Origin of the sequence: Vibrio atypicus (assembly GCF_009811315.1) — a bacterium.
Taxonomy (GTDB): Bacteria; Pseudomonadota; Gammaproteobacteria; order Enterobacterales; family Vibrionaceae; genus Vibrio; species Vibrio atypicus.
Window position 1 is genome coordinate 294,106 of record NZ_BLID01000006.1, and the last position, 14,824, is coordinate 308,929.

At 45.6% G+C, this 14,824-nt stretch carries 13 protein-coding genes; 1 reads left to right on the plus strand and 12 read right to left on the minus strand.

The window, feature by feature from the left end:
- From rodA to leuS, 7 genes are all read right to left on the minus strand, one after another.
- A complete protein-coding gene (rodA, locus tag GVO60_RS14705; protein WP_159655333.1) occupies positions 1–1,122 on the minus strand; it encodes a rod shape-determining protein RodA in 1,122 nt (373 codons plus the stop codon).
- On the minus strand, positions 1,122–3,017 hold the full coding sequence (gene mrdA, locus GVO60_RS14710; RefSeq protein ID WP_159655335.1) for a penicillin-binding protein 2: 1,896 nt from the start codon (positions 3,015–3,017) through the stop codon (positions 1,122–1,124). Before mrdA ends, rodA begins: the two co-directional genes overlap by 1 nt.
- 6 nt (positions 3,018–3,023) lie before the next feature.
- Positions 3,024–3,494, minus strand: a complete 471-nt coding sequence (rlmH, locus tag GVO60_RS14715) for a 23S rRNA (pseudouridine(1915)-N(3))-methyltransferase RlmH (RefSeq protein WP_159655337.1) — start codon at positions 3,492–3,494, stop codon at positions 3,024–3,026.
- Positions 3,495–3,497: 3 nt separating this feature from the next.
- Complete coding sequence (gene rsfS, locus GVO60_RS14720) at positions 3,498–3,815, minus strand: ribosome silencing factor (protein ID WP_159655339.1); 318 nt, start codon at positions 3,813–3,815, stop codon at positions 3,498–3,500.
- 76 nt (positions 3,816–3,891) lie between these two features.
- Positions 3,892–4,905 (minus strand): DNA polymerase III subunit delta, encoded by a 1,014-nt coding sequence (gene holA, locus GVO60_RS14725; protein WP_159655341.1) that lies wholly within the window; start codon positions 4,903–4,905, stop codon positions 3,892–3,894.
- Positions 4,906–4,914: 9 nt separating this feature from the next.
- Positions 4,915–5,535 (minus strand): LPS-assembly lipoprotein LptE, encoded by a 621-nt coding sequence (locus GVO60_RS14730; protein WP_159655343.1) that lies wholly within the window; start codon positions 5,533–5,535, stop codon positions 4,915–4,917.
- A gap of 127 nt (positions 5,536–5,662) precedes the next feature.
- Positions 5,663–8,239: a leucine--tRNA ligase gene (gene leuS, locus GVO60_RS14735; RefSeq protein ID WP_159655345.1), complete on the minus strand. Its 2,577-nt coding sequence runs from the start codon at positions 8,237–8,239 to the stop codon at positions 5,663–5,665.
- A 190-nt stretch (positions 8,240–8,429) separates the two neighbouring features.
- Here leuS and GVO60_RS14740 point away from each other — a divergent pair, with 190 nt between their 5' ends.
- Positions 8,430–8,900, plus strand: a complete 471-nt coding sequence (locus tag GVO60_RS14740; RefSeq protein ID WP_159655347.1) for a zinc ribbon-containing protein — start codon at positions 8,430–8,432, stop codon at positions 8,898–8,900.
- Between the two features lie 150 nt (positions 8,901–9,050).
- Here the strand turns inward: GVO60_RS14740 and lnt are convergent, their stop codons facing one another.
- The 5 genes from lnt to miaB all read right to left on the minus strand — a co-directional run bounded on the left by lnt (position 9,051) and on the right by miaB (position 14,673).
- Positions 9,051–10,559: an apolipoprotein N-acyltransferase gene (gene lnt / locus GVO60_RS14745; RefSeq protein ID WP_159655349.1), complete on the minus strand. Its 1,509-nt coding sequence runs from the start codon at positions 10,557–10,559 to the stop codon at positions 9,051–9,053.
- A 39-nt stretch (positions 10,560–10,598) separates the two neighbouring features.
- Positions 10,599–11,498 carry a CNNM family magnesium/cobalt transport protein CorC gene (gene corC / locus GVO60_RS14750; RefSeq protein WP_159655351.1) on the minus strand — a complete coding sequence of 300 codons (900 nt, stop codon included), beginning with the start codon at positions 11,496–11,498 and terminating at the stop codon, positions 10,599–10,601.
- A gap of 63 nt (positions 11,499–11,561) precedes the next feature.
- Positions 11,562–12,029, minus strand: a complete 468-nt coding sequence (ybeY, locus tag GVO60_RS14755; protein ID WP_159655353.1) for an rRNA maturation RNase YbeY — start codon at positions 12,027–12,029, stop codon at positions 11,562–11,564.
- On the minus strand, positions 12,026–13,117 hold the full coding sequence (locus GVO60_RS14760) for a PhoH family protein (RefSeq protein WP_159655355.1): 1,092 nt from the start codon (positions 13,115–13,117) through the stop codon (positions 12,026–12,028). Before GVO60_RS14760 ends, ybeY begins: the two co-directional genes overlap by 4 nt.
- Positions 13,118–13,248: 131 nt before the next feature.
- Positions 13,249–14,673, minus strand: a complete 1,425-nt coding sequence (gene miaB, locus GVO60_RS14765; protein WP_159655357.1) for a tRNA (N6-isopentenyl adenosine(37)-C2)-methylthiotransferase MiaB — start codon at positions 14,671–14,673, stop codon at positions 13,249–13,251.
- Between the last annotated feature and the right edge of the window lie 151 nt (positions 14,674–14,824).

Genomic DNA, 14,824 nt, shown 5'->3' on the forward strand with positions numbered 1-14,824 from the left:
TTAGGTCGCCTTAGAGAACGCTTTTCTGTGAGTGTGGATAGACATAAGAATGCCAAAACCGGCCATTAGTGTCACCATTGAGGTGCCGCCATAGCTGATGAGCGGAAGTGGAACACCTACTACAGGAAGAATGCCACTCACCATACCGATGTTTACGAATACATAAACAAAGAAGCTGAGTACGATACTGCCTGCCATCATTCGGCCAAAAGCGGTTTGAGCTTTACTGGCTAAATAGAGGCCGCGACCAATAATGTAGAGGTAGATACTTAACAGTACCAAAATGCCGATCAATCCCCATTCTTCGGCGATAACGGCAAAGATAAAGTCAGTATGACGCTCTGGCAGAAACTCGAGCTGAGACTGAGTACCCTGCAACCAGCCTTTACCTGAAATACCACCAGAACCAATCGCAATTTTACTCTGTATGATGTGGTAGCCAGCACCAAGTGGGTCAGATTCGGGATTAAATAGGGTTCGAACACGTACTTTCTGGTATTCGCGCATTAAGAAGAACCAGAGTATCGGTAAGAATGCGCCGAGGCCACATGCTGCTGCAAAGATAATCTTCCAGCTAATACCCGCCAAGAAAATAACAAAAATGCCGGATGCTGCAATTAGAATAGACGTTCCTAAATCCGGTTGTTTCGCGATCAAAATAGTCGGAACACAAACCATTACTAATGAAATGACTAAAGTCTGGAATGTTGGTGGAAGCGAACGTTTACCAATATAGCGCGCTACCATCAATGGAACGGCGAGCTTTAAGAGTTCTGAAGGCTGAAAGCGAACAAAGCCTAGGTTAAGCCAACGCTGTGCCCCTTTGGATGCTTCACCAAAAAAGAGTACGCCAAGTAATAAAGCGACGCCACCGATAAACATAAGCGGTGCCAGCGTTTCATAAGTTCTTGGAGGTACTTGAGCCAGAAATAACATGACACCGAGTGCCAAGCCCATACGCATCGCTTGGCGATCCATCATTGCAAGGCTTTGACCGCTTGCGCTGTACATAACGATCAAACCAAAGCCCATAAGAACAAGAATGCCCAATAGCAAAGGTAAGTCTAAGTGGAAGCGTTCAAATAGAGCGCGGTTTTGACCGGTCGCTGGATTCAAATCCATTATTCTTCTGCCTCTTTTTCTTCTTTATCTTTTTCGACCAAAAAATGATCAAAAATTTGTCTAACGACAGGGCCGCCTTGTGAAGAGCCACCGCCTGCATTTTCTAACACCATAGTGACAATCAGTTTAGGATCATCAATTGGGGCAAAGCCGGTAAATAAAGCGTGGTCACGTAAGTGCTCGGCTAGCTCATCGGCGTTGTATTCTTGGTCTTCACCTAGGCCAAACACCTGAGCAGTACCAGATTTACCGGCGCTGACATACTCAGTGTTGTAAAACGCGCGGCGAGCCGTGCCTTTCTTACCATGGTTAACTAGACGCATACCTTCGATAGCCATATCCCAGTAACGCTCTTGTACACCTGTTATCGGCGGGTAAGTTTCGATTTCAGAAAGCTGCTGAGTTTCAAACAAGTTGCCGTTATCAATGGTGGCGCGCAGTAAGTGAGGTGCCACAACTTCACCACGTTTCACCAATACAGAGGTCGCTTTTGCTATCTGCATCGGAGTTGCTGTCCAGTAGCCTTGGCCAATACCAACAGGGATCGTATCGCCTTGATACCAAGGTGTACGGTGCCTTGCCATCTTCCATTCACGCGTTGGCATATTTGCTTTGCTTTCTTCGTAGATATCGATGCCGGTATAGTCACCAAAACCAAACATCATCATCCAGTTTGAAATGCGATCGATACCCATGTCATAAGCGACTTGGTAGAAGAAGGTATCTACTGATTCTTCGATCGATTTAATGATATCGACTTTGCCGTGTCCCCAACGTAACCAATCTCTAAATGGTTTGGTTTTAGAGTTCGGGATTTTCCAATATCCAGGATCGTTACGTGTTGTATAAGGGGTAATAACACCTTCTTGCAGTGCTGCTACCGCCATGAATGGTTTGATGGTTGATGCTGGTGGGTAGATACCTAGCGTCGCACGGTTAACCAAAGGTCGATTCTTGTCTTCAAGTAATGCGCGGTAGTCTTTTCCGGAAATACCATGCACAAATGAATTCGGATCGTAGCTTGGGCTCGAAACCATAGCCAATACGCCATTATCTTCTGGATCGAGAATAACAATGCTGCCACGTCGGCTGTTCATTATCTCATGGGCGTAAAGCTGTAGGTTGATATCAAGGTTTAATACGATATCTCTTCCCGGAACTGGTGGAACGTATTTTAAGGTACGAATGATGCGCCCACGGCTGTTGACTTCCACCTCTTGGTAGCCCGCCGTTCCGTGGAGCATGTCTTCATAGTAACGTTCAATACCCAGTTTACCTATGTCTCGCGTAGCTTGGTAATTTGCGTCTTTCTCTTCTCGTATCAGCCTTTGCATATCGCGGTCATTGATGCGTGATACGTAACCAATGACATGCGTCAATACTGCGCCATAAGGGTAGTGACGCTTTAGAGCTGCGTTAACCGAGACCCCAGGGAATTTGTGTTGGTTGACCGAGAACTTTGCAACTTGGTCAGGGGTAAGCTGAGTGAGAATCGGTACAGATTTAAAGCGTCGTGAGTGACGGCGCTCTTTACGAAATCGCTCAACTTGCTCTGGTGTGATGATCAAGATCTCTTGTAGACGACTGATCGTGTCGTCCATATCTTTGATCTTCTCTGGCGTTAATTCCAAGCTAAATACTGGACGGTTTTCGGCCAATAAATTACCGTTTCGGTCGTAGATTAAGCCTCGGTTAGGCGCAATAGGAACGACTTTAATACGGTTGTCGTTAGAACGCGTTTGGTAATCTTGGAATTGATTGATCTGGATGTTGTATAGGTTGGTGACTAGCGCACCCATCATGACAACGATACCCATAAAAGCGACAACAGCACGACTTTTGAAAAGCCGTGCTTCTTCTTGATAGTCCCTTATTTGGGAGCGCTTCCGTAACATGAACGATTATTCTCGGTGGTAAGGGTGGTTAGCGGTAATGCTCCACGCTCGATACAAACTTTCCGCCATCACGATACGGACTAAAGGGTGTGGTAATGTTAGAGCAGACAGTGACCAACTTTGGTCTGCCGCCGCTTTACACGCTGGCGCAAGCCCTTCTGGGCCACCAATTAAAATAGACACATCACGTGCGTCTAGTTTCCAGTTTTCTAGTTGCTCTGCCAGTTGTGGGGTATCCCACTTTTTACCTGGAATATCAAGCGTAACAATTCGATTGCCTTTTGGCACGGCTGCAAGCATCGCTTCGCCTTCTTTTTGCAGAATTCTTGCAATGTCGGCGTTTTTTCCTCGTTTCCCTGCTGGAATTTCGATCAATTCTAAAGGCATGTCATGTGGAAAACGGCGTTTGTATTCTTGGAAGCCTTCTTCGACCCACTTTGGCATTTTGGTGCCAACGGCAATCAATTGTAATTTCATCGCTTAGCCCCAAAGCTTCTCTAGTTGGTATAGCTCGCGCTGTTCTTCTTGCATCACGTGAATCATGGTTGTACCCATATCCAGTACAACCCATTCACCTTCGTTTTCACCTTCCATACCTAGTGGCTCGATACCCGCAAGTTTAGATTCTCTTGCGACGTGGTCAGCGATAGATGAAACGTGACGCTTTGAAGTGCCGGTGCAGATGATCATGTAGTCAGTAATGCTAGATTTGCCTTGAACATCAATGGTTTTGATGTTTTCTGCTTTCATATCATCGACTTTGTCTACTAAGAATTCATTGAGCTCTTCAAGTTGCAAGGTATTGTCCTCATTGATTAATTTGGGTTCACAGTTGGACTGCGGCCTTAAAAGGCGGCGCAGTATATCACGCTTTTTATAGCTTCACCTGAGGTAGGCACATCTCAGCGCTTAACTGGTGTAATAGTGGCCAGCTAGACTGGTCGTACTGAGTTTTGGTCAGTATTTCAATTTTAGCGAGCAACTGTAGAAGTTGACTTACTCGCGCCACTGATAATCGTCCTAATGCCGCTGAATAGAGTGGTCGTTTCGATTGCCAAATGCGATAAGACTCAAATACTTGGCTCATCGAAGAACTCTTCATCATTTGCAACATAGCAAGTAGCTGGGAGAGTTCTTTCTGAATGGTGCGCGCTAATATGACGACTTCAACACCTTCTGCTTCCAGCTGGCGCATAATTCGTTGGGCGCGGTTGGCCTTTCCGGCAAGTAATGCGTCTATCCAGTGAAAGGCGGTAAAATGATTGTGTCGGCTTAGAGATTCTTCAAGGCGGATAAGGTTTAGTTGCCCATCAGGATACAATAGGGCCAGCTTTTCTAGACTTTGTGTCAGAGCAAATAGATTGCCTTCATGCCATTGAGCCAGCATTTGTACGGCTTCTGGATCTGGCTTAAGGTTTAATGCGCGGCATCGAGCTTGAACAAATTGAGGCAGGCGCTGAATATCCGGCGTTAAACAACTGACCCAGCATCCTTTGCTCGAAAGCGCTTTGAACCACTTAGCGTTTTCTTGCGCTTTGGTGAGCTTGGTGCCAATGACGACCAAGAGCACGTCTTGATGCAGCAAGTCAGCAATAGCCAATAGCTCTTTCGCAATTGCAGCGTTAACGCCAGCTTCTGGAAGTTCTAGTTCGATGATTTGACGAGCAGAAAATAGACTCATTGCTTGGCAGCAATCGTAAACAAGATTCCAATCAAATGAACTGTCGATGGCAAAGCGGTGACGCTCTTCGAAGCCCTGCGCAAATGCGGCTTTTTGAATCGCTTGACGAGACTCTTGTAACAAGAGAGGCTCGCCACCAAAAATAAGATAAGTAGGGTGAAGCTGCTTTGACAGTTGTTCCCCTAATCGATCAGCGAAAACTCGCATGTAAACCTCTTACTGACCTGAAGTGTCGCTGGAGTAGGTTCTAATTCGGTACTCTTCATCGTCATCTTTGAGTTGCTGTTCTTGCACATCATCATTGAACTCATTGTGTTCGATATCAGCTTTTAAGCGAGCCATCTGGCGTACGATTTGAGTTGCTGCCAGCTTACGCATTTCATCTTCAATCATGTCGCGTTCCACCGATTTTGCAAGTGCACTCAGCGGGTTGTCTAGGTAGCTACGTGTCACGCTGGTGGAATAAGTTTTTGATCCTACATCTGGCACGGTCACGCGGTAAGAGGCACGGAAGGTGATCTCTTTTTCTGCCGCTCGAGTGTTTTGGTAAAGTGAGAGAGTACGTTCACCAATGCCTTCACTCACGAGATGCAGGTTTGGTACGTCAGAAGCTGGTGGGACAATATTCACTTCGCTAAGACGCAATTGTCCTTTCATCATGCGTGTAAAGGTGCTGTATGAGTCGTAACTGGTAAGGGATAGGGTATTGAGCTCATCAGGGATAGAGTAATCACCACGTAGGTGAAAGCCACAACCAGTCAATAGGCTCGCCATAAGTACAGCAACAGTGAGCTTTACAGAAGAAAATGGAAATAGGCGCGATAGTCGGCGAAACATAGATTGATGGCTCTCAATTATTGGAATACTTATCTTAGGATTCTACGTTTAGTTGAAACGAAACCTAAAACCATAAGATAAATAAAGCAGGGTATGACTACCCTGCTTAAGACTGATGAAGTTGTGATTAGTTCGCAACGATGTTCAGAAGTTTGCCAGGAACGAAGATAACTTTACGAATTGTTAGGCCATCTAGGAATTTCTTAGCGTTTTCATCGTTTAGACCAAGCTCACGAACTTGCTCTTCTGTTGCATCTGCAGCAACCGTTAGTTTCGCACGTAGCTTACCGTTGATCATAACAACGATAGTCTTTTCGTCTTCGACTAGCGCTTTCTCATCGAATGTTGGCCATGATGCTGAATCAACATCAGACTCGCCCAGAGCAATCCACATTTCGTAAGAGATGTGAGGAGTCATTGGGTAAAGCATGCGAACAACTGCTTTTAGTGCTTCATCAAGAATTGCGCGATCTTGCGCAGACTCTTGAGGCGCTTTTGCCAGTTTGTTCATCAGTTCCATGATTGCAGCAATCGCGGTGTTGAACGTTTGACGACGACCAATATCGTCTGTCACTTTCGCGATGGTTTTGTGTACGTCGCGGCGAAGTGCTTTTTGGTCACCAGACAGTGCAGCTGCATCAACAGCTTCAGCTGCGCCTTTTGATGAGTGTGCGTGAACCAGTTTCCATACACGCTTCAGGAAGCGGTTTGCACCTTCAACGCCAGATTCTTGCCATTCAAGCGTCATGTCCGCTGGAGATGCGAACATCATGAATAGACGTACTGTATCTGCGCCGTACTTATCAACCATCTCTTGAGGGTCGATACCGTTGTTTTTTGACTTAGACATTTTGATCATGCCTGAGTGCTCAACGTTACGACCTTTATTGTCGACCGCTTTCTCGATGCGACCTTTGCCGTCACGCTCAACCGTTACGTCAGTCGGAGCGATCCATTCTTTAGTGCCTTTTTCGTTCTCGTGGTAGAACGCGTCAGCTAGTACCATGCCTTGACATAGAAGCTGTTTGAACGGCTCGTCAGACGTTACGTAACCTGCGTCACGTAGTAGTTTGTGGAAGAAGCGAGAGTACAATAGGTGCATACAAGCGTGCTCGATACCACCAACGTACTGGTCTACTGGCAACCAGTAGTTTGCTTTTTCTGGATCTAGGATATCGTCAGCTTGTGGTGAACAGTAACGTGCGTAGTACCAAGAAGATTCCATGAACGTATCGAAGGTGTCTGTTTCACGTAGAGCAGGCTCACCATTGAAGGTTGTCTTCGCCCATTCTTTGTCAGCTTTGATTGGGCTTGTTACGCCATCCATCACGACATCTTCTGGAAGAATGACAGGTAGCTGATCTGCTGGTACTGGGTGAACTTCACCATCTTCAGTCGTTACCATTGGGATCGGTGCGCCCCAGTAACGTTGACGAGAAACACCCCAATCACGTAGACGGAAGTTAACAGTTTTCTTACCTTTACCTTCAGCTTCTAGTTTCGCTGCGATTGCATCGAACGCTTCTTGGAAAGCAAGGCCATCGAATTCACCAGAATCAAATAGTACGCCTTTCTCAGTGTAAGCCGCTTCAGAAATATCTAGCTCGCTGCCATCTTCTGGCTTGATAACTGGAATGATGTCGATGCCGTACTTAGTCGCGAATTCGTAGTCACGCTGGTCGTGAGCTGGAACCGCCATTACCGCACCTGTGCCGTAATCCATAAGAACGAAGTTTGCTACGTAAACAGGAACAACACGACCGTTAAGAGGGTGAATAGCGGTTAGACCCGTATCCATGCCTTTCTTTTCCATCGTTGCCAGTTCAGCTTCAGCAACTTTGGTGTTGCGACACTCATCTACGAATGCAGCAAGTTCAGGGTTGTTCTGAGACGCTTTCTCTGCAAGCGGGTGACCTGCAGCGATGCCCACGTAAGAAACACCCATTAATGTGTCTGGACGCGTTGTGTAAACTTCTAGAGGTGCTTCTTCACCGTTTACAGCGAAAGATAGTTCGACACCTTCAGAACGACCAATCCAGTTGCGCTGCATGGTCTTAACCATTTCAGGCCAACCTTCTAGGTTGTCTAGATCGTCAAGTAGCTCTTGAGCGTATTCTGTGATTTTAATGAACCACTGAGGAATTTTCTTTTGCTCTACTGGAGTATCACAACGCCAGCAGCAGCCATCTTCAACCTGCTCGTTTGCAAGAACCGTTTGGTCATTAGGACACCAGTTAACTGAAGAGGTCTTTTTGTATACTAGGCCTTTGTTGTAAAGCTTAGTGAAGAACTCTTGTTCCCAGCGGTAGTATTCAGGTGTACAGGTCGCGAATTCACGGTTCCAGTCGTAACCAAAACCAAGCAGCTTAAGTTGGTTCTTCATGTACTCAATGTTTTCGTAAGTCCATGGCGCCGGTGCAGTGTTATTTTTTACTGCTGCGTTCTCTGCTGGTAGGCCGAATGCGTCCCAACCGATAGGTTGCATAACGTTTTTGCCTTGAAGACGTTGGAAACGAGATACCACATCACCGATGGTGTAGTTACGCACGTGACCCATGTGCAGTCGACCACTTGGGTAAGGAAACATAGAAAGACAGTAGAATTTTTCTTTGTTTGGGTCTTCACTTACAACGAAGGTCTCGCTGTTATCCCAGTGTTGTTGAACCTTTTGTTCAATCTCTTGCGGGTTATATTGTTCTTGCATCGATGGTATCCGGTTATCTTGGAATTTGTGAGTTCGGTTAGAACAGACTTTAATAGATCGTCATAGAATACCTAAAGGAGAGGGGCACAACAATAGCCAATACCCACTCAAATCACGTAAAGATGGTGATGTTTATTGACTTTAGATGGCTATATGAATTTGCATCAGTGAATCATAAAGGAGGTCAGCGATGCCAAAACGCAAAGCGGGTTACGAGGAGATGTTTGAAGATGTCGTTGAGGCATTGAAGCATAGCCCCGATGAAGTTAACCAGGTTTTCGAAACCTCTGGAAAGGTTGTGGATGCAGCCAATGACATGACGAAAGATGAACTGGCGCTTGTTTCAGCTTACGTTAAGTCTGATTTAAAAGAGTTTTCGCAAAACTACGAAGAGTCCAAAGGTGGTCCTTTTTACTTGATGATTGCCGATTCAATCTGGCAAGGTTTACTTGAAATTACCGATAGAACCAAAGTGGAATGGGTTGAGTTGTTTGCTGATCTTGAGCACCAAGGTTTGTATCAAGCCGGAGAGGTGATAGGTTTAGGTGTACTCATTTGTGATGATTGCGGCCATAAAACAGAGTACAACCACCCAACAGTGATCATTCCTTGTACCAAATGTGGCTGTAAGGGCTTTAGTCGACAGCCATTGAAACCTTAGTCAATGAGCAGCATCATTCCCTAGACCGAAGTATGAGGGAATTGGGCATCTTTTTAAAAGCTCCGCTCGCCTCAAGAGTTCTTCAACTCACTCGCTCTCGAGGATGACAAAAACAAAAAGGGTGACATTCTCATGTCACCCTTTAGCTATCTAATCTCTTAATCTGAAGCCTATTACTAAGCTCAATGCTACCCATATATACAATGGCCAAGTGCCTACTTGGCGGTAAGGGGTTTGGCCAATAGTCGAAACGATCTCAGTTCGAAGTACGCCGGTTTCAAATTGGGGTATTTGAGCCACGACATTACCTTGGTAGTCAGTGACCGCCGTTACTCCGTTATTGGTTGAGCGAATAACAGGCTTTCCAAGTTCAAGAGCACGCATACGAGCGATTTCCATATGCTGAAGTGGGCCAATTGAACTACCAAACCAAGCATCATTCGAGAGCGTTAAGATAAAATCGGTTTCATCGTTAACATTCTGACGGACTTGCTCGTTGAAGATGATTTCGTAACAGAGCGCTGGTGCCATCTGTTTGCCATTGGCGTCGATGTTTGGCTGAACAAAATCCCCACGACTGAATGAAGACATGGGCAAGTTAAAGAAGGGGGCAAGCGGCCTCAAAATGGTTTCAAACGGTACAAATTCCCCAAACGGTAGTAGGTGATGTTTGTGGTAACGCTGATTCATGTCATAGCTGTAATCGCCATATGCTGTGTCACCTACGGTTAAGATGCTGTTGTAAAACTTTCTATCTTCCCCTTGGTTGACGACACCAGTAATGACCGCGCTATGATTTAGCTTTGCTGCGGAATCTAGGTTTCGCAGAAAAGCTGAGATCTCAAACTCAAACGCAGGAATTGCAGCCTCTGGCCAGATGATGATATCCGCATCCCAGTTCTCACGAGTTAGATCGGTATATTTCATGATGGTTGGCCAGCGTTGACTCGGCAGCCATTTTAACTCTTGGGCAATATTGCCTTGAATCAGTGCGACCTTAGTGGTGCTTTCTGGATTAGGAGTAACCCAAGATGCAGCATTTAGCCCATACCCTGCAGAAAATATCACAACAGGAATTAGCAAGTGTAACCACTGGCGATGTAAAGCGGCATATGTGAAGGCGCCAGCACTCAAGATTAATAAGAAAGTAAGTAGCTCTACACCACCAAGAGGCGCAAAGTTAGCTAATGGGCTTTCAATCTGACTGTATCCGAGCCATAGCCAAGGGAAGCCTGTCATCACCCATCCACGTAACCAATCAGTGATTAACCACAGCACAGGTGCAATTAACAGAAAGCGGACTCGGTTTGATTGTGGAAAAAAACGATTGAGGCTCCAACAGAATAGAGCGGAATAGATCGCAAGGTAGCCGATTAGCATTGTCATTAAGAATACGCTGGCTATTTTTGGCATACCGCCGAAGTTATCAATGCTGATATGAACCCAGCTAATACCTGTGGCGAATTGACCTATTCCCCAAGCGTAACCAATCCATAGCGCGCGTTTTGCACTTTGGTTGTGAATCAATAGCAAGAGTAGGGCTGGGGTTGCAATGGCAAGTGGCCAAAGCTGATAAGGGGCAAAAGCAAGGGTAGTTATCGCGCCAACAAAAACGGCCGCGAGCGGCCGTTTTAGGCGATGAAAAAGAGTATTTATCATCGTTGTCTTTTCTGAATATCCCATTAATGGGAATTAGCGTTACTCTTCGGCAGGTTCCGGAAGAGACTCCACGTCGGGAATGGTTACTTGAAGTTGTAACACGCGACGGTTATCCGCAGAGGTAACTTTGAAGCTGTAATGTTCGATCTCAATCACTTCACCGCGTGAAGGTAGGTGACCAAACGCTGTCATTACCATGCCGCCCACTGTATCTACTTCATCATCACTGAATGAAGTGTTGAAGGTGTCGTTAAACTCTTCAATGGTGGTTAGCGCTTTTACTGCGAAGGTGTGCTTGCTGAGCTTGCGAATATCCAGTTCTTCTTCGTCGTCGAATTCATCTTCGATTTCACCAACGATTTCTTCAAGAATATCTTCGATAGTCACTAGGCCAGAAACGCCACCGAACTCATCTACGACAATCGCCATGTGATAACGTTCCTCACGGAACTCTTTAAGTAGACGATCGACGCGTTTACTTTCAGGAACAACGACCGCAGTACGGATCACTTGTTCGATATCAAATGGAGCACTTTGAGAGCCCAAATATTTAAGTAAGTCCTTCGCTAGCAGAATACCTTCTACATGGTCTTTGTCTTCACTGATAACAGGGTAGCGTGAGTGCTGAGCATCTGTAATCAAGTGGACTAAAGCGTCAAGATTGTCGCTTCGGTCAACAGTCACCATTTGCGAGCGCGGGATCATAATGTCACGTACACGCATTTCAGAGATTTCCATAACGCCTTCGAGCATGTCGCGGGTGTCATGGTCAATCAGGTCATTCTCTTCTGAGTCGCGGAATACTTCCACAAGCTCTTGGCGATCTTTAGGTTCACCTTGGAAGAGTTGGCCTAGGCGTCCGAAGAAGGACTTTCTACTCGGACCTTCAGATTTTTCTTTCTTACCTTCTAGAGAGGAGGGCGAATTGTCTTCGTTCATTGTTTCTCAATTAAGTAACGCTATCAGATGTGTGATAGCACACGTAAGCTTAGTATCGAGTACTTAGCTTTGTTTTTCAGCTAAATAGGGGTCTTCAAAACCCATACCTTGCATGATTTCTGTTTCGAGGGATTCCATCTCTTCAGCTTCATCATCCTCAATATGATCATAACCTAGCAGATGCAAGCTGCCATGTACAACCATATGCGCCCAATGTGCCATTAGAGGCTTTTCTTGCTCGATAGCTTCACGTTCAACCACTTGGCGACAAATAATAAGGTCACCCAGTAAGTCAATCTCCATTCCAGGAGGCGCTTCAAATGGAAAAGATAGCACGTTAGTCGGCTTATCTTTACCACGGTAATCATGATTGAGTTGTTGACTTTCTTCTTCGTCAACCAATCGAATCGTCACTTCAGCTTGCGCTTGAAAGAGAGGGATTGTTTTATCTAGCCAAACTTGGAAATCTGACTCAGATGGCAACCCACTCTCTTCTTTGACCGCGAATTGTAAATCGAGTTCGATACTCATGATTCTTTGTTCTCTTTAACTACTTCTACTGATTGAGTTTCAAGTTGCTTCGCTTCGCGCTCTTCGCGGCGACGCTTTTCATACTCTTTACGCTCTTTTTGATCTTGTGCTTCCCACTTCTCATAAGCGTTAACAATTCGAGCAACCACAGGGTGGCGAACGACATCGTCAGACTGGAAGAAGTTAAAGCTAATCTCATCCACTTCGCTCAGTACTTCAATAGCATGACGTAGGCCAGACTTCGCACCGCGCGGTAAATCTATTTGAGTAACGTCACCGGTGATCACCGCGCGAGAATTAAAACCAATACGCGTCAGGAACATTTTCATCTGCTCGACTGTCGTGTTTTGGCTTTCATCTAGAATGATAAAGGCGTCATTTAGAGTGCGTCCGCGCATGTAAGCCAGTGGTGCAACTTCGATAACGTTACGCTCAATCAGCTTTTCAACTTTTTCAAAGCCTAACATCTCAAACAATGCATCGTATAGTGGACGAAGGTATGGGTCGACTTTCTGACTTAAATCACCAGGCAGGAAGCCAAGCTTTTCACCGGCCTCTACAGCTGGGCGTGTCAGTAGGATTCGGCGAATCTCTTGACGCTCTAATGCATCAACTGCAGCTGCAACCGCAAGGTAAGTTTTACCGGTACCCGCAGGGCCAATACCAAAAGAGATATCATGAGTGACCATATTAACCAAGTATTGAGCTTGGTTTGGTGTACGAGGCTTGATGACACCTTTTTTGGTCTTAATAAACACCTCTTTACCGTGCTCAATATTCGACTCAAGGTTTTGCTCAAGGACACCAGTTTCTTTGATCGCAAGATGAATTTCATCAGGCTCAACATCAGGAATGTTGCCCCGAATAGGCGCTGTGTTTACGTAAAGCGTTTTAATGATTTCAAGCGCAGCTGCTGATGTGTGCGGTTTACCTACGATGGTAAAGAAGTTGCCACGGTAGCTGATTTCAACGCCTAATCGACGCTCTAGGTGTTTAATATTGTCATCGAAAGGACCGCAAAGACTCGCTAGGCGGCGATTGTCCGAAGGTTCTAGATTGATTTCTAGAGTAACGATTTTATTGCTCAAAGTTGCCTCTCATTATTGACCACTTTAAAAGAAGCCCGATTTAGACCGGGCTTCTAATGGTTAACTATACCTATTTCTAAGATGGTCACTTAGTGAGGTATTTTCAAGCTTATAACGACTAAGAGTGCGAATTAAGGCGTAAAGGTTGCTACACCTAGCTCATCTTCACGTTTTGTTTTCGCCATCATTTGTGTTGGAGAAATCACAGTACGCAGGTCCATATCTTTTTCAGTACGGATAAGCTCACCACGTAATGAGTTCGCAAATACATCGGTAATTTTAACGTCAACGAATTGGCCGATGAGATCAGCGTTGCCTTCGAAGTTAACCACGCGATTGTTCTCAGTACGAGCACGAAGCTCCATTAGGTTCTTCTTAGAAGGACCTTCAACTAATACGCGTTGCTCGGTATCAAGCATCAAACGAGAGTAACGCATCGCTTGCGCGTTGACCGTTTGTTGAAGCTCGTACAGACGTTCTTTTTTCTCTTGCTCTGGTACATCACATGGGTAATCTGCAGCAGGCGTACCTGGGCGTGGAGAGAAGATAAAGCTAAAGCTCATATCAAAATCGACATCTTTGATCAGCTTCATCGTATCTTGGTGATCTTTCGCTGTTTCACCTGGGAAACCAACGATAAAATCAGAGCTGATTTGAATATCAGGGCGTGCTTTACGTAGCTTACGAATGATCGACTTGTACTCAATCGCAGTGTGAGGACGCTTCATCATAGTTAGAATGCGGTCACTACCACTTTGTACAGGCAGGTGCAGGAAGCTTACTAGCTCAGGCGTATCTTCGTAGACTGCAATGATGTCGTCAGTAAATTCTAGTGGATGGCTAGTCGTAAAGCGGATACGGTCGATACCATCAATTGACGCAACTAGGCGAAGTAACTCAGCAAATGAACAGATGTCGCCATCATGCATAGGACCGCGATAAGCGTTTACGTTTTGACCAAGTAGGTTAACTTCACGTACCCCTTGATCAGCTAGCTGAGCGATTTCGAATAGAACATCGTCCATTGGACGACTAACTTCTTCGCCACGAGTGTAAGGTACAACACAGTACGTACAGTACTTAGAGCAGCCTTCCATAATAGAAACGAATGCGGTTGCTCCTTCAGCGCGAGGCTCAGGTAGGCTGTCAAACTTTTCAATTTCAGGGAATGAAATGTCCATCACTGGCGCTTCATTTGATTGAGACTGTTTGATCATCTCTGGTAGGCGATGCAGTGTCTGAGGGCCAAAAATTACGTCTACAAACGGCGCGCGTTCGCGGATATGGTCACCTTCTTGAGTCGCTACACAGCCACCAACACCAATCACAACACCAGGTTTTTTATCTTTTAGCGTTTTCCAACGACCTAGCTGGTGGAATACCTTCTCTTGCGCTTTTTCACGGATAGAACAGGTATTCAGTAGTAGTACGTCTGCTTCTGCTGGTTCTTCTGTCAGTTCGTAGCCATTAGCCGCGTTCATAAGATCGGCCATTTTTGATGAATCGTATTCATTCATCTGACAGCCCCAGGTTTTAATTAGCAGTTTTTTACTCATGTTGTTCGCTCGATCGTTAGTTTAAATTAAGGGAGCAAATCGCCCAATATTTCCAGAGAGTCACATAATGTAGTGACCATATTTTAGCCGCCCTCTCGGCGGTAAGCGGCGTATTGTACTGCTTTCAAAACCACCTGACTAGTGCTGGTGA